This is a genomic window from Streptomyces sp. NPDC050161, from assembly GCF_044460025.1.
In the GTDB taxonomy this organism is placed as follows: Bacteria; Actinomycetota; Actinomycetes; order Streptomycetales; family Streptomycetaceae; genus Streptomyces.
In genome coordinates this window covers 37,519-53,744 of the sequence record NZ_JBITJM010000024.1, presented here as the reverse complement: position 1 = coordinate 53,744, position 16,226 = coordinate 37,519, and the positions used below count along the sequence as shown (strand labels likewise).

The 16,226-nt window shown below is 71.2% G+C and carries 17 protein-coding genes; 7 read left to right on the top strand and 10 right to left on the bottom strand.

Features of this window, described 5'->3' with window-relative positions:
* Positions 1-272: 272 nt before the first annotated feature.
* Complete coding sequence (locus ACIBK8_RS30210) at positions 273-1,079, top strand: site-2 protease family protein (protein ID WP_399045250.1); 807 nt, start codon at positions 273-275, stop codon at positions 1,077-1,079.
* Positions 1,080-1,300: 221 nt separating this feature from the next.
* Here ACIBK8_RS30210 and ACIBK8_RS30205 read toward each other — a convergent pair whose 3' ends face one another.
* From ACIBK8_RS30205 to ACIBK8_RS30175, 7 genes are all read right to left on the bottom strand, one after another.
* Entirely contained in the window at positions 1,301-1,531 is a 231-nt protein-coding gene (locus tag ACIBK8_RS30205) for a hypothetical protein (RefSeq protein ID WP_399045248.1), read from the bottom strand.
* Between the two features lie 288 nt (positions 1,532-1,819).
* Positions 1,820-2,599, bottom strand: coding sequence for an NADPH-dependent F420 reductase (gene npdG, locus ACIBK8_RS30200; RefSeq protein WP_399045246.1), 780 nt, complete (start codon positions 2,597-2,599; stop codon positions 1,820-1,822).
* A gap of 352 nt (positions 2,600-2,951) precedes the next feature.
* Entirely contained in the window at positions 2,952-3,800 is an 849-nt protein-coding gene (locus ACIBK8_RS30195; protein ID WP_399045244.1) for a carbohydrate ABC transporter permease, read from the bottom strand.
* Positions 3,797-4,768 (bottom strand): carbohydrate ABC transporter permease, encoded by a 972-nt coding sequence (locus ACIBK8_RS30190; RefSeq protein ID WP_399045242.1) that lies wholly within the window; start codon positions 4,766-4,768, stop codon positions 3,797-3,799. The genes ACIBK8_RS30195 and ACIBK8_RS30190 overlap by 4 nt, the downstream gene beginning before the upstream one ends.
* The gene (locus ACIBK8_RS30185) at positions 4,765-6,096 is read right to left on the bottom strand and encodes an ABC transporter substrate-binding protein (protein WP_399045240.1); all 1,332 of its coding nucleotides are present in this window, start codon (positions 6,094-6,096) and stop codon (positions 4,765-4,767) included. The genes ACIBK8_RS30190 and ACIBK8_RS30185 overlap by 4 nt, the downstream gene beginning before the upstream one ends.
* A complete protein-coding gene (locus ACIBK8_RS30180; protein WP_399045238.1) occupies positions 6,093-7,184 on the bottom strand; it encodes an exo-alpha-sialidase in 1,092 nt (363 codons plus the stop codon). The genes ACIBK8_RS30185 and ACIBK8_RS30180 overlap by 4 nt, the downstream gene beginning before the upstream one ends.
* Before the next feature lie 270 nt (positions 7,185-7,454).
* On the bottom strand, positions 7,455-8,138 hold the full coding sequence (locus tag ACIBK8_RS30175) for a FadR/GntR family transcriptional regulator (protein ID WP_399045236.1): 684 nt from the start codon (positions 8,136-8,138) through the stop codon (positions 7,455-7,457).
* 179 nt (positions 8,139-8,317) lie between these two features.
* On the opposite strand from ACIBK8_RS30175, the gene ACIBK8_RS30170 reads away from it, so the two are divergent.
* The 3 genes from ACIBK8_RS30170 (at position 8,318) to ACIBK8_RS30160 (ending at position 11,593) form a co-directional block, all read left to right on the top strand.
* Positions 8,318-9,298: a dihydrodipicolinate synthase family protein gene (locus tag ACIBK8_RS30170; RefSeq protein ID WP_399045235.1), complete on the top strand. Its 981-nt coding sequence runs from the start codon at positions 8,318-8,320 to the stop codon at positions 9,296-9,298.
* A gap of 67 nt (positions 9,299-9,365) precedes the next feature.
* Positions 9,366-10,871 carry a sialate:H+ symport family MFS transporter gene (locus tag ACIBK8_RS30165; RefSeq protein ID WP_399045233.1) on the top strand — a complete coding sequence of 502 codons (1,506 nt, stop codon included), beginning with the start codon at positions 9,366-9,368 and terminating at the stop codon, positions 10,869-10,871.
* Between the two features lie 83 nt (positions 10,872-10,954).
* Positions 10,955-11,593: a hypothetical protein gene (locus tag ACIBK8_RS30160; RefSeq protein ID WP_399045232.1), complete on the top strand. Its 639-nt coding sequence runs from the start codon at positions 10,955-10,957 to the stop codon at positions 11,591-11,593.
* Positions 11,594-11,635: 42 nt separating this feature from the next.
* Here ACIBK8_RS30160 and ACIBK8_RS30155 read toward each other — a convergent pair whose 3' ends face one another.
* Together ACIBK8_RS30155 and ACIBK8_RS30150 are read right to left on the bottom strand one after the other, a co-directional pair.
* Positions 11,636-12,718 carry a sugar ABC transporter substrate-binding protein gene (locus ACIBK8_RS30155; protein WP_399045231.1) on the bottom strand — a complete coding sequence of 361 codons (1,083 nt, stop codon included), beginning with the start codon at positions 12,716-12,718 and terminating at the stop codon, positions 11,636-11,638.
* 158 nt (positions 12,719-12,876) lie between these two features.
* A complete protein-coding gene (locus ACIBK8_RS30150; protein ID WP_393679759.1) occupies positions 12,877-13,134 on the bottom strand; it encodes a hypothetical protein in 258 nt (85 codons plus the stop codon).
* 66 nt (positions 13,135-13,200) lie between these two features.
* Here ACIBK8_RS30150 and map point away from each other — a divergent pair, with 66 nt between their 5' ends.
* Complete coding sequence (map, locus tag ACIBK8_RS30145) at positions 13,201-14,058, top strand: type I methionyl aminopeptidase (RefSeq protein ID WP_399045228.1); 858 nt, start codon at positions 13,201-13,203, stop codon at positions 14,056-14,058.
* A 127-nt stretch (positions 14,059-14,185) separates the two neighbouring features.
* Positions 14,186-14,857, top strand: a complete 672-nt coding sequence (locus ACIBK8_RS30140; protein WP_399045226.1) for a heme oxygenase (biliverdin-producing) — start codon at positions 14,186-14,188, stop codon at positions 14,855-14,857.
* 46 nt (positions 14,858-14,903) lie between these two features.
* On the opposite strand, the gene ACIBK8_RS30135 is transcribed toward ACIBK8_RS30140, so the two are convergent.
* Positions 14,904-15,596, bottom strand: coding sequence for a PhzF family phenazine biosynthesis protein (locus tag ACIBK8_RS30135; RefSeq protein ID WP_399045224.1), 693 nt, complete (start codon positions 15,594-15,596; stop codon positions 14,904-14,906).
* Between the two features lie 171 nt (positions 15,597-15,767).
* Between ACIBK8_RS30135 and ACIBK8_RS30130 the strand changes: the two genes are divergently transcribed.
* Positions 15,768-16,082, top strand: a complete 315-nt coding sequence (locus ACIBK8_RS30130) for a hypothetical protein (RefSeq protein ID WP_399045222.1) — start codon at positions 15,768-15,770, stop codon at positions 16,080-16,082.
* Positions 16,083-16,226: the final 144 nt, after the last annotated feature.

The following is a 16,226-nucleotide window of genomic DNA, read 5'->3' as shown; positions in this document are numbered from 1 at the left end:
CCACAGGCCGACGGCACCCCACGCACGGGCCGACGGCATCCACAGGCCGACGGCACCCCGGAACCCGCGCTCCCCGAAGCCGGGCCGCCCCGGACGCCGGACCACCCCGGACGCCGGACCACCCCGGAGCCGGCCTGACCACCCCAGCCGCCTGGCCATCCAAGGAGGTGTGCACAGAGCGCCGTGGCGCCGATACCGTCGGGGCTGGCCGGCACACCGCCAACGGCCGGTCCGCCGACGGCCGAACCCACCACACCCGGGAGTCCCGCACGATGACCACAGCAATACGGCGCGCCGACCGCCACATCAGCCCGGTGTTCCTCGCGCTCGTCGCCGTGATGGCGGTGTCGGGCTGGGCGGTCTGGAGCGGGCAGCTCGCGGCCAGTACCGGGTTCGCGGTGTTCTTGTTCGTGGTGTCCGGCTGGGTGGTCTCGCTCTGCCTGCACGAGTACGCGCACGCCAGGACCGCCCTGCACAGCGGCGACATCTCGGTGGGCGCCAAGGGTTACCTGACGCTGAACCCGCTCAAGTACACCCATGCGCTGCTGAGCATCGTGCTGCCGGTGATCTTCGTGATCATGGGCGGGATCGGGCTGCCGGGCGGTGCGGTGTTCATCGAGCGCGGCCGGATCCGCGGACGCTGGCGGCACAGCCTGATCTCGGCAGCGGGCCCGTTGACGAACATCCTGTTCGCCGCGATCGTCACGGCGCCCTTCTGGTTGGGCGCGATGGACGGCGTGCCGGACCCGTTCCGCTACGCGCTGGCGTTCCTGGCGCTGCTCCAGGTGACGGCGGCGATCCTCAACTTCGTGCCGGTACCGGGCCTCGACGGCTACGGCGTGATCGAGCCCTGGCTCTCGCACTCCTTCCGGCGCCAGGTGGAGCCGTTCGCGCCGTTCGGGCTGCTGGCGGTCTTCGGGCTGCTGTGGGTGCCGGAGATCAACCACGTGTTCTTCAACCTGGTCGACATGATCCTGCGGGCCCTGGGCGTCTCCAACTGGGACTCCTACTGGGGCCAGGAATTCTTCCGCTTCTGGCAGGGCGAGCCGCAGATCCCGCAGGTCGGGGGCGGCGCGTAGGCCCGCGGCCCCGCAGGCCCGGCGGAATCGGGGGCGGAATCGAGAGCGGAATTCGAGGGCGGAATCGGGGGCGAGGCGGCGGCCCCCATCCCGTTCAGGCCATCGCCTCAGGGGCCGTCAGGCATTCGCCTTCAGGCAGCCATTCGCCTTCAGGCCGTCTCCATAACCTCGGGCCTCAGGCCGTCTCCGTGCCCTCCGGCCCCAAGCCGTCGCCTCCGGCCTCAAGCCGTCGTCGCGGCCTCGGTCCGGGCGGCGGCCTCTCGTTCCAGCTTCGTGCGGCGTACGTAGAACCACGCCATGTTGCTGGAGATGCCCGCCATCAGGATCCAGACGACGCCGAGCCAGCTGCCCTGTACGAACGAGACGACGGCGGCCACGACGGCGAGGACGCATACCGCGACGGCGAACAGCGCCAGTCGCGGGGCCGGGCGGGACGAGGGAACGGAGGGCATGGGGGTCGGCTCCTGTCGGGGGTGCGGTGGTCCCTTCCAGTGTCCCCCATGCCCTCCGCCGATCATGAAGCGGTCGCGTGAAGCGGTCGCCGTGCCCCCGTCGCCATAACGCCCGGCCGCCGTGCCGCCCGGCCGCGTGACGCCCGACGGACGGCCGCCCACCACCGGACCGCCACACGCCGAGCCCACGCCGAGCCCGTACCGACCACCCGCCGGACCCGCACCGGTCAGGCGTAAGACCCGCACCGCTCACGCGTCACCACCTACGGACGCGTACGAACGAGCCCCTCACACATCCGTCAACCGCAGCCCCGCATGGGCCTTGTAACGGCGGTTGACGGAGATGAGGTTGGCGACCAGGGACTCGACCTGGTGGGCGTTGCGCAGGCGGCCGGCGAAGACGCCGCGCATGCCGGGGATGCGGGCGGCCAGGGCCTGGACGATGTCGGTGTCGGCGCGGGCCTCGCCGAGCACCATCACGTCGGTGTCGATCTCCTCGGTCTCCGGGTCCTGGAGGAGGACGGCGGAGAGGTGGTGGAAGGCGGCGGTGACGCGGGATTCGGGGAGCAGGGCCGCGGCCTGTTCGGCGGCGCTGCCCTCTTCGGGCTTGAGGGCGAAGGCGCCCTTCTTGTCGAAGCCGAGGGGGTTGACGCAGTCGATGACGAGTTTGCCGGTGAGTTCCTCGCGGAGGGATTCCAGGGTCTTGGCGTGGCCGTCCCAGGGCACGGCGACGATCACGATGTCGCTGCGCAGGGCGCAGGCGGCGTTGTCGGTGCCTTCGGTGCCGAAGCCGATCTCGTCGGCTGCGGTCTGTGCGCGTTCGGCGGCGCGGGAGCCGATGATCACCTTCTGGCCGGACTTGGCGAGGCGGTAGGCGAGTCCGCGGCCCTGGTCGCCGGTGCCGCCGAGGACGCCGACCACCAGGCCGGAGACGTCCGGCAGTTCCCAGGGGTCGCGCTTGAGTGCGGCCTTCACGCGGGTCGCGACGTTTTCGGACTGGGCGGCGGGCCGGTCGTCGGGCTGGTCGGCGGGGCGGGCGGCGGATCCGGCGTCGTCAGGAGTAGTCATGACAGCGATACTGTCACGCCGTCACGCTGCCGGGCCGCCCCGCCCGCCGGTCCGTCCGCACGGATGCCGTCCCCTTACGCCGTCACCACTTCCGTCGCCACTTCCGTCACCGCTGCCGTGTCCCACGCATCGGCCACCAGGGCCCGCCCGCCCCGCCGTTGGGGCCCTCGCAGCAGGCCGCCACCCATCGCCTCGCCGGACCCGCCGGCACGAGCCCCGCCCCGGGCCCACCGGCACGAGCCCCGCCCCGGACCCGCCGGCACGAACCCTGCCCCGGGCCCACCGGCACAAGCCCCACCCCGGCCCACCGGTACGAACCCTGCCCCAGGCCCTCTGCTACGGCCCCCGCCCCTCACGCCTTGACGCTCCCGTCCGTCAGCCCCGTGCGCCAGTACTTCTGGAGGACGGTCATCAGGATCATCAGCGGTACGACGGACAGGAACGCGCCGCCGACCGTGTACTGGTAGAGCACCGGCTGGCGGTCGGCGTAGCCGGTCCAGGAGGTCAGGCCCAGTTGGATGGGGTAGAGGTCGGAGTCCGAGAGCATGACCAGCGGGAGGAAGTAGTTGTTCCAGATGTGGACGAACTGGAACAGGAAGACGGTGACCAGGGCGGGGGTCATCAGTCGCAGTCCGAGTCCGGCGAAGATCCGGGCTTCGCCCGCGCCGTCGATGCGGGCGGCTTCCAGGAGTGAGTCGGGGACCGCGGCGGCGGCGTAGATGCGGCAGAGGTAGACGCCGAAGGGGCTGACGGTGCTGGGGATGAGCACGGCCCAGAGGGTGTTGGACAGGCCGATCTCGCTGAAGAGGAAGTACAGCGGGAGGGCGAGTGCGGTGCCGGGGATCAGGACGCCGGCGAGGACGATGTTGAAGACGGTTTCCTGGCCGGGGAAGGCGTATTTGGCGAGGGCGTATCCGGCGGCGGCGGAGAGCAGGGTGGCGGTGGTCGCGCCGATCCCGGCGTAGAGCAGGGAGTTGGCGAACCAGCGGAGGTAGACGCCGTGGTCGTAGGTGAGGACGTCGGCGAGGTGGTCGATGAGGTGCGGGTGGCCGGAGAACCAGAAGCCGAAGGTGCCGAAGAGGTCGGCGCTGTTCTTGGTGGCGGAGACGATCAGCCAGTAGACGGGGATGAGGAAGTAGATCGCGGCGATGGTGAGCAGGGTCGCGGTGATGATCCGGTAGCGGGCCGGGGGGCGGGTCACCGGCGGTCCGTTCCGTGGCCGCCGGTGAGTCGCAGGAAGCCGAACGACAGGACGCAGGCGGCGAGGGCGAGGAGGACGGCTTCGGCGGCGGCGAGGTGCTGGTTGTTGCCGACGAATGCCTCGCTGTAGGCGTGCAGGTTGGGGGTGTAGCCGGAGTCGATGGCGGAGGCGAGGGGGCGCAGGACCATGGGTTCGGCGAAGAGTTGGAGGGTGCCGATGATGCTGAAGACGCAGGTGAGGGTGAGGGCGGGGCGGATCAGGGGGATTTTGATGTACCGGGCGGTGTGCCAGGCGTTGGCGCCGTCGATGCGGGCGGCTTCGCACAACTCGCTTGGTACGGCTTTGAGTTGGGCGATGAGGACGAGCATGTTGTAGCCGGTGAACTGCCAGGTGACGATGTTGGCGATGGACCACAGGACGGTGCCGCGGGCGAGGAAGTCGACGTGCCAGCCGAGGGTTTGGGCGAGGGTGACGAGGGGGCTGATGCCGGGGACGTAGAGGAATCCCCAGAGGATGGAGGCGATCACGCCGGGGACGCCGTAGGGGAGGAAGAAGGCGGTGCGGAAGAAGGGGACGCCGCGGGCAGCGGCGCTTTCCAGGAGGAGGGCGAGGGCGGTGGCGAGGGCGATCATGAGGGGGATCTGGACGGCGCCGAAGAGGAGTACGCGGGCGAAGCCGGTCAGGAAGCGGTCGTCGGCGAGGGCGTGGGTGTAGTTGGCGAGGCCGGCGAAGACGTCGTGTTCGCCGCCGAGGCCGAGGGGTCCGGTGCGTTCGGTGCGGTGGAGGCTTTCGTGGACGGCGTAGCCGAGGGGGGCGAGGAAGCAGAGGGCGAAGAGGGTGAGGAAGGGCAGGAGGAGGCCGACGGCGGCGCGGGTGTGGCGGGTGGGGCGGCGGGTGGCGCGGCGTGACCGTCCTGGGGTGGCGTGGCGGGGGTGTGCCACCGGGGGGTCGAGGGTGTCGCGGCTCATCGGCCGCTCTCCACTTTCAGTCCTTTGGCTTTGAGGTCGGCGAGGGTCTGGCTCTGGACTTTTTTCAGGGCGGAGCGGAAGGAGCTGCCGTCGCCGAGTGCGTCGGTGAAGGCGTCGCCGAGTCGTTGGTAGAGGGTGTCGACGCCTGGGCCCCATTGCCAGCGGGTGTCGACGTGTGCTCCGGCGTCGGCGAAGACGGTGCTGTAGTGCTGGCCGCCGAAGAATTCCTTGTCGACGTCGAGGTCGGTGGTGGTATAGCCGTTTTTGGCGCTGGGGAATCCGTAGCCGCCGTCGATGAGGAGGGCGATGGAGGCGGGGTCAGTGTTGAGCCAGAGGGCGAATTCGAGGGCGTCTTCGGGGTAGGTGGCGGCGGCGAATACGGCGGTGGTGGAGCCGCCCCAGTTGGCTTGTGCGTCGGCGCCGGGTGTCCATTGGGGCAGGGGGGCGGCGCGCCATTTTCCGCGGGTGGCGGGGGCGTTTCCTGCGAGGAGTGTGTCGCCCCAGCTGGCGCCGAGCCAGGCGGGTACGGCGCCGGTCTGGATGTCCTTGTACCAGGCGTTCTGGCGGTCGGGGATGGTTTTGACGAGTTTCTGTTTGACGAGGGATTCCCAGTAGTCGGCGACTTTGCGGGTGGGTTCGTCGTCGATGTGGAGGGTCCAGGTGTCGCCGTGGGCGGTGTACCAGGCGGCGCCTGCCTGCCAGGCGTATCCGGCGAAGCGGTTGCCGTTGGTGGGGGCGAAGGTTTCGATCCAGGCGCCTTTTCTGCGGATGGTTTTGGCGGCGGTTTCGTAGTCGTCCCAGGTGCGTGGCGGGGCGATGTCCCACGCGTCGAAGAGGTCCTGGCGGAGGAAGAGGCCCATGGGGCCTGATGCCTGGGGGATGGCGTAGATGCCGTTGCCGAAGACGGATTGCTGCCATTGCCAGCCGACGAAACGATTCTTGTGGCGGGCGGCGCCGAGGGGGGCGAGGTCGCGGAGGCCGTTGTCGAGGAGGAAGCTGGGGATGACGGGGAATTCGATCTGGCCGAGGTCGGGTGGGTTGCCGGCTTTGATGGCGGCGTGCATTTTGGCGTATTGCTGGCCGTTGACCGCGGAGACCTTTTCGACCTTTACCTGGACTTCGGGGTGGTGGCGGTTCCAGAGGTCGACGGGTTTGTCGATGCCGGGTACCCAGGACCAGAAGGTCAGGGTGATCTTCTGGCCTTTTTTGCGTTCCCGGGGCGGGCCGCCGCTGCCCGCGCTGTTGCCGCAGCCGGCGAGGGCGAGGCCGGCTGCGGTGGCGGCGGCTGTGCCCAGGACGGTTCTGCGGGGCAGGGGGTGGGTGCTCACAGGAGGTCCTCCACGGGGATGCGGCGGAAGGTGATCGTCGCGTAGGCGCTGAAGTCGCCGGTTTCGTAGAGCAGTCCGACGGTTGCGGGGTCGACGCGGACGAGGTCGCTGTAGCCGGCGGGGAGGCCGGATGCGGTGTGGGCGGGGCGCCAGGTGTGGCCGTGGTCGTGGCTGGCGCGGAGGGTCATCAGGGCGCGGGCGGTGGGGTGGGCTGGGCCTGCGTACAGGAGGGTGTGGTGGTCGTCGAGGTGGAGGGTGCTGCCCTGGACGGGGGGTCCGGTGAGTCCTGCCTGGGGGCGGAAGGGGGTGGTGAGGTGGGTGCCGCCGTCGGTGGAGCGGGTGTCGGCGCGGTGCCAGGGGGCGGGGGCTTCGTTGCGGGTGGTGAAGTAGAGGGTGCCGTCGGGGAGTTCGGCCGCGGTGGTTTCGTTGGGGGCGACGGAGGGGTGGGTGTCGCTGTCGGTCCAGCCGATGCGCCAGGTGGTGCCGTGGTCGTCGCTGAGGAGGGTGTGGGCGCCGTTGTAGCGGGGTTCGGTGCCGTTGTGGGTGGGGTCGGTGGGTGGGGTGGAGTGGTTGGCGGGGACGACGAGGCGTCCGGTGTGGGGGCCGTGGCGGAGGCGGAGTGCGTGGCCGGGGCCGGTGGCGTACCAGCGCCAGGTGGGGTTTTTGGCCTGGTCGGTGAGGTCGCGGGGCGGGCTCCAGGTGGTCCCGTCGTCGTCGCTGTGCTGGAGGTGGACGCGGCGTCCGTCGGCGGCGTCGACCTGGCCGCGGCGGATGCGTTCCTCGGTGGCGTGGGCGGCGTTGCGGACCTGGAGGAGGAGGATGCGGCCGGTGGGCAGGAGCAGGGGTGCGGGGTTGCCTGCGGTGCCGGTGCCGTTGCGGGCGACGACGTGGAGGGGGCTCCAGGTCCGGCCGCCGTCGGTGGAGCGTTTGACGACGATGTCGATGTCGCCGGAGTCGGCGGCGGAGGTGACGCGGCCTTCGGCGAAGGCGAGCAGGGTGCCGGAGCGGGTGCGGACGGCGGCGGGGATGCGGAAGGAGGTGTATCCGTCGTCCCCTGCGCGGTACGGCACTGACGTCTCGTATGCCACGGGGCTCCCCCATCGGCCGGACGTAGGTCCTGTCGTGGAACTCCCGTCGACTGCCCGGAGGGCGGGCGGGCGTCTGGACCGGACGTAGGACGTCCTTCGTCCTGTGCGGTGACCATAGGGAGGGCTCAACTGGGCGTCAAGGCAGCGGACATGTCCCGGTTTCGTGTCGCTCGCGTCGGCAACGGCCGGGCCGCCGGTGGGTGAAATCCCGGTGAACGGGGGCCGGTCGGCCCGCCGGGCGGGGTGGCGGGCCGTCGGCGGGCGGGGGTGTCAGTCGGCGAGCCGGCGGCGGATGCCGTCGAAGTGGCGGTGCATGGCCTCGGTGGCGCGTTCGCCGTCGCCCGCTTCGAGTGCCGCGACGATCTCGGCGTGCTGACGGTAGGTCACCTGGGGGTCCTGGCGGTCGTCGGAGAGGTCTTCGCGAACCCGGCGCAGGGCGGCCCAGAAGGCGTCGAGGACCTCGCTGAGCAGGTGGTTGCCCAGTGAGCGGTAGAGGGCGAGGTGGAAGGCGCGGTCGGTGGAGCTGTCGACCCGGCCGTTGCCCGCCTCCTGTTCCATGCGGGCCACCAGATCTTTGAGCGTGCCGAGGTCCTCGGGCGGCAGGTCGTGGGCGACGGTGGCGATCAGGCCGGATTCGAGGGCTTCGCGGACCTCCATGAGTTCGTAGAGGCTGGATTCGCCTTGGTGGTGGCGGACCGCGGCGCGGAAGGCGACGCCTTCGACGAACGGTTCGAGGGTGAGGGGGCCGACGTAGGTGCCGAAGCCGTGGCGGATTTCGACGATGCGCATGGCCTGGAGCGCTTTGAGTGCTTCGCGGACGGAGTTGCGGCTGACGTCGAGCAGGCCGACGAGTTCCGCTTCGGTGGGCAGCGGGTCGCCGGGGGTCAGCCCGCGGTGCAGGATGAGCTGCTTGATCTGCCCCTGGACGTCTTCGGACATCGTGCCTCGCGCCATGGTTCTCCCTCTCCCGCGTCTGCTGTGCGGCCGGTTCGCCCGGCCCCCCTCCGGGACCTGAACCCTTGACCGGCCGCGTGTGCACGGGTCTATTGTGACCCAGACATAGGACATCCCATGTCCGACGTCCAACAAGCTGGCGGGCGCCCCGCTCGCACCGCACCACCGCTGGAGCCCCCATGGCACTGCCCGCACCGCTGCACGGCGTCGTCCCGCCGGTCTGCACCCCGCTCGACCCGCGGGGCGAGGTCGACACCGCGTCCCTCACCCGCCTGGTCAACCACCTCGTCGACGGCGGCGTGCACGGGCTGTTCGCGCTCGGCTCGACCGGCGAGGTCGCGTATCTCACCGACACCCAGCGCGCCACCGTCCTGGAGACCGTCGTGAAGGCCGCCGACGGCCGGGTGTCGGTGCTGGCCGGCGTCATCGACACCACCACCCACCGGGTGACCGGGCACGCCAGGGCCGCGGCCGGTCTCGGCGCCGATGCCCTCGTCGCCACCGCGCCCTTCTACACCCGCACCCACCCGCGGGAGGCCGCCGCGCACTTCCGCCGGATCCGCGCCGCCGTGGACCTGCCGCTGTTCGCCTACGACATCCCCGTCGCCGTGCACAGCAAGCTGTCCGCCGCGCTGGTGCGGGAGCTGGCGGGGGACGGCACGCTGGCGGGCCTGAAGGACAGCAGCGGCGACGAGGCCGGGCTGCGTCGGCTGATCGTCGCGCTGGGCGGGCGCACCGGGCGGCGCGCGGGCCCCGCCCCCGGCTTCTCGGTCCTGACCGGCTCCGAACTGACCGTGGACGCCGCCCTGCTGGCCGGTGCCGACGGCGTCGTCCCCGGCATCGGCAACGTCGACCCGGCGGCCTACGTGCGGCTCTACGACGCCGCGCGGGCCGGTGACTGGGAGGCCGCAGCCGCCGAACAGGAGCGGCTCGCCGCCCTGTTCGCCATGGTCGACGTCGGCCCGGAGGCCGAGATGGGCCGCAGCTCGTCGGCGCTCGGCGCGTTCAAGGCCGCGCTCCGGCTGCGCGGCGTCATCGCGCACGGCGCCACCGCCGCACCGCAGCTCCCGCTGAGCGAGGAGTCCGTCGCCGAGGTCGGCCGGCTGCTCGGCGCGGCCGGACTGCCGCCCGTACGGTTCGCCGCCACCCTGCGGCACTGACCGCGGGCCGCGGCCCGCACCCCGTAGACCGCGCTCGACGGCGAGCGTCCGGCACTCTGGAGTCACCGTGCACCCTTCGCGCAAGGCGTCCCTCCCGTGGTACCGGGAGGTGGGCCGCACCCGGTGGAAGGCGTTCTTCGCCGCCTGGATCGGCTACGTACTCGACGGTTTCGACTTCGTCCTGATCACCCTCGTACTGACCGAGATCGGCGAGGAGTTCGACCTGAGCACGGCGGCGGCGGCCAGTCTGATCTCCGGCGCCTTCATCACCCGCTGGCTCGGCGGCGCGGTGCTCGGCGCGCTCGGTGACCGCTTCGGGCGCAAGCTGTCGATGGTGGCGAGCATCCTGCTCTACTCCGTGGGCACCTTCGCCTGCGGGTTCGCCTGGGACTACACCAGCCTGTTCGTGGCGAGGCTGCTGATCGGCATGGGGATGGCCGGTGAGTACAGCGCCAGCGCGACCTACGTCCTGGAGAGCTGGCCCGCCCGCGTCCGCAACCGCGCCAGTGGCTTCTTGATCTCCGGGTTCTCGATGGGCTCGGTGCTCGCCGCCGAGTGCTACAAGTGGGTCGAACCGGCGCTGGGCTGGCGCTGGATGTTCTACATCGGCCTCGCGCCGATCCTCGTCGCCCTGTGGGTGCGGCGGTCGCTGCCGGAGGCCGAGGAGTGGAGTGCGGCGGTCGCCGGGCGCGCGGCCAGGCCCAATCCGTTCCGTCCGCTGTTCGCCACGCCGCGGCGGGCCACCGCCAACGTGCTGGTCACGGCGGTGGCGACGGCGGCGCTCTTCGGGGTGTTCACGCCGGTGGGCGCGGGCGGGGTGCCGCTGCTCGCGGTGGTCGGCGGCCTGGCCATCGCGGCGCTCGCCGTGCAGCTCGGCGGGCGTCGCGGCTGGGTCCTGTACCTGTCGCTGATCGTCACGGTCTTCGTGGCGTTCCTCTACTCCTGGCCGATCCAGGGGCTGCTGCCGACGTATCTCAAGACGGAGCTGCACTACAGCCCGTCGGAGGTGACCCATGTGCTGTTCTTCGCGGGCTTCGGCACCATGGCCGGCTGCTGCCTGGCCGGTTTCGTGGGGGACCTGATCGGCACGAAGAAGGCGTACGTCCTCACTCTGATCGCCTCGCTCGTGTTCGTCTTCCCGGTGTTCGCCGTCTCCGGCAACCTGCTGCTGCTCGGCGCGCTGCTGTTCGTCCTCCAGGCGCTGAGCGTCGGCATCTCCGGGCTGCTGCCGCGCTACATCGGCGGGCACTTCCCGACGTCGAGCCGCGGCGCCGGGCTGGGCTTCACGTACAACGTCGGTGCGCTGGGCGGCGCGGTGGCGCCGGTGCTGGGCGCGCACCTCGCGGAGGGCAGGTCGCTGGGCGGCGCGCTGGCCACGCTGGCCTTCGCCGGCACGATCCTGGTGGTGCTGCTGGTCGGCTTCGACGTGCCCGCCCGCCTCAACCGGCTGATGATTCCCGGCAGTCCACGCGACCACCTGGCGGACGGGCCGCCCGCGGAGGGGACCGGCGGGGCGGACGCCACGGACACTGCGGACCTCGGCAACTCCCGGGAGAGCGCGGGCAGTTCCTGACCGCCCCGGGCCGGCGTCCCCTTTCGGGTGATGCCGGCGGGATACGCCGTGCCGGCCCCGGCCCTGCGCCAGGATGCCGGGCCATGGATGCCGTACGGGTCGCGCTGCTGCGCGAGGTCCTCGCCACCACCGAGTGGGTGCAGTCCACCCGCCGCTTCGCCGGAGCGCTGCGCGCCTCGGTCGCCCCGCACGGCGGCGGGCTGCTGCTGGTCGGCAGCGCCACGTACGAGCCCTGGCACCTGGCCGCGCACCTCGACGACGAGGCCGCCTGGTCGGGGCTGCCCGAGCTGTCGCCGACGCTGGTGCGCCACCGCGTGCCGAGCGGCGGCCCGGCCCATCTGTCGGTGGGCATCGGCCGGCTGGCGTCCGCCGGGCGCGGCGCGACGCTGCTGGTCGTCTCGCCGGGGCAGCCGGGCGCCGGACTCCTGGAGCGGGTGCACGACGCCCGGCGCAACGGCGCGACGGTACTGGCCCTGGACGGCGGCGACCGCGAACTGCACGCCCTGGCCCACGACGCGCTGGCCGCCCCCGCCCCCACCGGCGACCGGGCCGGTGACGACGGCGAGCAGCCCCACCCCCTCGACCTCGACGCCGTGCAGCACCTGGTCAGCGCCGCGGCCGGCGAGAACAGCCTGCCGGCACCGCGCAGGCACCGCCGCTTCCGCGACCGGCTGGCCCGGCTCGCGGACGAGCTGACCGCGCCGCCGCCACCGCGCTGGTGAGGGCGGGGGCACCTGCCGCAGGCGGGCCCGCCGCCCCGAACCCTAGGAAATTCCCAGGGACTTGCACGCCGCCTTGAGGTCATCGGTGCAGATCAGGTCGGCGCGGACGGCGCCGTCGCGGATCACGGTGTCCTGCATGGTGTTCCGGGTGACGATCTTCGCGCTGAACAGTTTGGCGGGAATACCGGATGCCCTCTTGCCGGTGACGGTCGTCGGGGCCAGGGACGTGATGCTCTTTCCCTGGAGGAGATTGACGGCGATGTCGCCCGCGGTCTGGGCTTCCGGCCTGACTTCTTTGTAAATGGTGAAGGACTGAGTGCCCTTCAGAATCCTTTGCAGGGCGGTGAGTTCGGCGTCCTGGCCGCTGAGCGGAACGTTGCTCACGCCGGCCGACTTCAGTGCGTCGGCGATACCGCCGGCCATTCCGTCGTTCGCCGAGTAGACCGCGTCGAAACCGGCCGGGCCGAGGCTCTTGACGGCCTCGGTCATTTTCTCGCCGGCCTTGCTCGCCGACCAGCCGGTGATGTCCCGCTCGTAGACGATCTTGTGGACCTTGTGGTCGAGGACGGCGTGCGCGCCCTTCTTGAAACCGGGGGAGTTCGGGTCGGTGGGCGAGCCGTTCAGCATCACGACGTCGGCGGTGGCGGCGCGGGATCCGAGTGCCGCCACGAGGCCCTCGCCCTGGAGGCGGCCGATCTTCTCGTTGTCGTAGGAGACGTACGCGGCGACCTTGCCCTCGGCGAGCCGGTCGTAGGAGACGACCTTGACGCCCTTTCTCGCCGCCGCGTCCACCCAGGTCCCGGCGGCCTGCGCGTCGACCGGGTCCAGGATGATGACCTTGACGCCCTTTTTCACCAGGGCGTCGAACTGCTGCCGCTGGGCATCCACGCTCGACTTGGCGTTGTGGTAGTCCAATCGGCATTCGAGGCAGCGGGACGCGACCTTCGACGAAATGATGCGGCGGTCGAAATCCTCGTAGCGGGACGCCTTGTTCTCCGGCAGGAGCAGACCTATGGACTTCTCGGACGCCCCCGCTTCCTTGTGATCACTTCCGCAGGCGGCCAGGGGCACCGCGAGGGAAAGTGCCATCGCGCCGGTGAGTATGCGACGTAGTGGTGCGTTCATTTCAGTTTTCTCCCCCTGGGGCCGCCGGAACGGCTGAAGTGAACGTCACCGCCACCCGCATCGTCAAGAATCGAAGCAATAACGATACAAACCAGCGATTTACGTTGACGCTACAAATAGGGGGACCGAGCGGCCCTTATGGGATCCGCCCGCGGTCGCTACGGAGCGTCCCGCTTGCCGTCGCCTTCGTCGCCGCTGCCGCCGCGCTTGTCCTGCTCGTGCCAGCGCGGGTCGGTCTCCCACTCCAGGTTCCGCTCGCGGGCCGTCTCCATCGCGTGCGCGGCCTCCTCGCGGCTGGCGTAGGGGCCGAAGCGGTCGGCGGCCCGGCATTCGGGGCCCTCCTCGACCTTCTGGTGCCGCAGGCAGTAGAACCATTCGCCGGGCCTGCTTTCCGTACGCCTCTTGAACAGCGCCATTGCCGCCTCCTGTGGTCCGTCCTGTGCCGCCATCCTGCCCGATGGCCCGCGGATACACTCGCTGGCATGTCTGGCCAGTCGCTTCTCGTCCCGGGGAACATCTCCCCCACCCGCCCCGTCCCCGCCTCGATCCCGCGCCCCGAATACGTCGGCAAGGCCGCGCCCACGCCCTATACGGGGCCCGAGGTGCAGGACGCCGACACCATCGAGCGGATGCGGATCGCCGGCCGGATCGCCGCGCAGGCGATGGAGGAGGCCGCCAAGCTCATCGCGCCTGGTGTGACCACGGATGAACTGGACCGGGTCGCCCACGAGTTCATGTGCGATCACGGCGCCTATCCCTCCACGCTCGGCTACCGCGGTTTCCCCAAGTCGCTGTGTTCCTCGCTCAACGAGGTCATCTGCCACGGCATCCCCGATTCGACCGTCATCAAGGACGGCGACATCGTGAACCTCGACGTGACCGCGTACATCCACGGTGTGCACGGCGACAACAACGCCACGTACCTGTGCGGCGACGTGGACGAGGAGTCCACGCTGCTCGTCGAGCGCACCCGTGAGGCGCTCAACCGCGCGATCAAGGCCGTCAAGCCGGGCCGTCAGATCAACATCATCGGCCGGGTCATCGAGTCGTACGCCAAGCGGTTCGGTTACGGCGTGGTCCGGGACTTCACCGGCCACGGCGTCAATTCCTCCTTCCACTCCGGTCTGATCGTCCCGCACTACGACAGCCCGCACCACACGACCGACATCAAGCCCGGCATGACGTTCACGATCGAGCCGATGCTGACGCTGGGCTCCTACGACTACGACATGTGGGACGACGGCTGGACGGTCGTGACCAAGGACCGCAAGCGGACGGCGCAGTTCGAGCACACCCTGGTCGTCACGGAGACGGGGGCGGAGATCCTCACGCTTCCCTGACGGAGGCCCGGGGTAAAGTTTTACCGACAGCGCGTCGGGAACAGGTTGACTTAGGTAAACCTAAGTAGTTAGGTGAGCCTACCTTGACCTGTTCCTCTCCGCTCCCCTCGGTCCCCGGAGGCCAGCCGTGGAAGCATCAAGCCCGAGCACGCCCACCCCGTTCTCGACGCTCATCCGCACCGCCTCGCACGAGCAGCACACCGAGGCCGAGAACTCCTCGTTCATGAGCGACCTGCTGAGCGGCCGGCTCGGCGTCCCCGCCTACCGGCGCTACACCGAGCAGCTGTGGTTCGTCTACCGGGCGCTGGAGGGCGCCTCAGGGACGCTCGCCCAGGACCCGGTCGCCGGGCCCTTCATCCGCCCCGAGCTGGCCCGCACCGCCGAGCTGGAGCGCGACCTCGCCCACCTGGGCGGCCCGTCCTGGTCCGCGGGCCTTGAGCCGCTGCCGGCCACCGCCGCGTACGCCGACCGCATACGGCAGTGCGCACGCGACTGGCCCGCCGGCTACGTCGCCCACCACTACACCCGCTACCTCGGCGACCTCTCCGGCGGCCAGATCATCCGCGGCACCGCGGAGAAGACCTGGGGCTTCGACCGCAAGGGCGACGGCGTGCGGTTCTACGTCTTCGAGGACATCGGCAACCCCGCCGCCTTCAAGCGCGAGTACCGCGAGCTGCTGGACGCCCTGCCGGTCGACGACCTGGAGAAGCAGCGGGTGATCGACGAGTGCAAGCGCGCCTTCGCCCTCAACAGCGCGGTCTTCCAGGAGCTGGGCGCGCAGTTCCCGCTGAGCGCGTAGCGGCGGCCGGGCCCGCGGGCGCCGGACCGGCGCCCGCGGCTCCGCCCTACGGCGCCTCGGCGCGCACCCGCCCGCCGACCGCGACGCTGCCGTCCGGGTACAGCCGGGTGAGGATCTGCGACGCGGCCCCCTGGCGGACGTCCAGCGAGCGGCCGAGCCGGTGGGTCAGCAGTATCGCGGCGGCGCCCGTCGCCTCGTCCTCGGTCGTGTCGCCCGCGCGGCGCGGGAAGCCCCTGGCCCGCACGGTGCCCGCGGCCTCGTCCTGCCAGGCCCAGGCGTACAGCCAGCCCTCGCCCGGCGGCGGCGCGGGCAGTGCGTCGACCTCGGCGGCCGACGCGTACCGCTCGGTGCTGCGCCCCGTCACCCACTCCGGGCGCCCGCGCACCCAGACCGTTCCCTCATCGGCCGCCCCGCCTTCCGCCGCTCCCTCGTAGAAGACGGTCACCTCGCCGGCCGGCGGGCGCAGGGTCAGGGGCGGGCTGCCGAGGCTGCGCAGCAGCCAGGCGAGTCCGACGAGCGGGTGTCCGGCGAAGGTGAGGCGGACGCTCGGGGTGTGGATGTCGACGGTGCCGCGCTCGGCGTCGTCGAGGAACACCGTTTCGCTGAAGCCGAGTTCGGCGGCGAAAGCGGACCGCGCCGCCGGGTCGGGGAGGGCGGCGCCGTCCCGTACGACACCCAGCGCGTTGCCTCCCGACCCGTCGGGGCCGCAGAACACTCGGAGCACTTCGTAGGCGATCATCCGGTCATTGTGCGCACCACGGGGGCCGCGCGCCCCGGCCACCCTCACCACCCCGCACGGCAATGTGACACAGGCCACATGATGCGGTGTCATACGGCGCGAGGGCCTCGGCCGTGTGCAGGGGGAAGGGCTCGCAACGGAGCCCTGAACCACGGGGAAAGGAACCACCCAATGCGTAACAGGCGAATCATCACCGGCGCCTTCGCCGCCGTCGCCCTGGCGGTCGCCGGGCTGGGCACGACCCAGGCCAGCGCCGCACCGGCCACTCCGGTCGCCGCAGCCTCCGCGACCGCTCCGGCCGCCGTCCACGTGCAGCAGCAGAAGCCGATGGACGGCCCTCCCGGAACCGTGTGGACCGGGAAGAAGTTCTGGACGCTCAGCGGCTGCCAGGAGGCCGGCACCGATCTGGTGAGCTCCGGCAAGTGGGCCGACCCCTTCTGCGACGGCGGGGGCCTGCAGTACGACCTGTGGGCGCGCCCCCTGTAAACAACGGGTGAGCTGCCGGGGATGACGATCCTCGCGCAGCGGCGCCGACGGAGGCGGCCCCTCCCCCGCGCGTGATCCGCGGCCGTGCGGGACGGGGCGCCGCCACCGAAGCTCACGACCGGTGGAGCCGGACGGTTGCCCGAG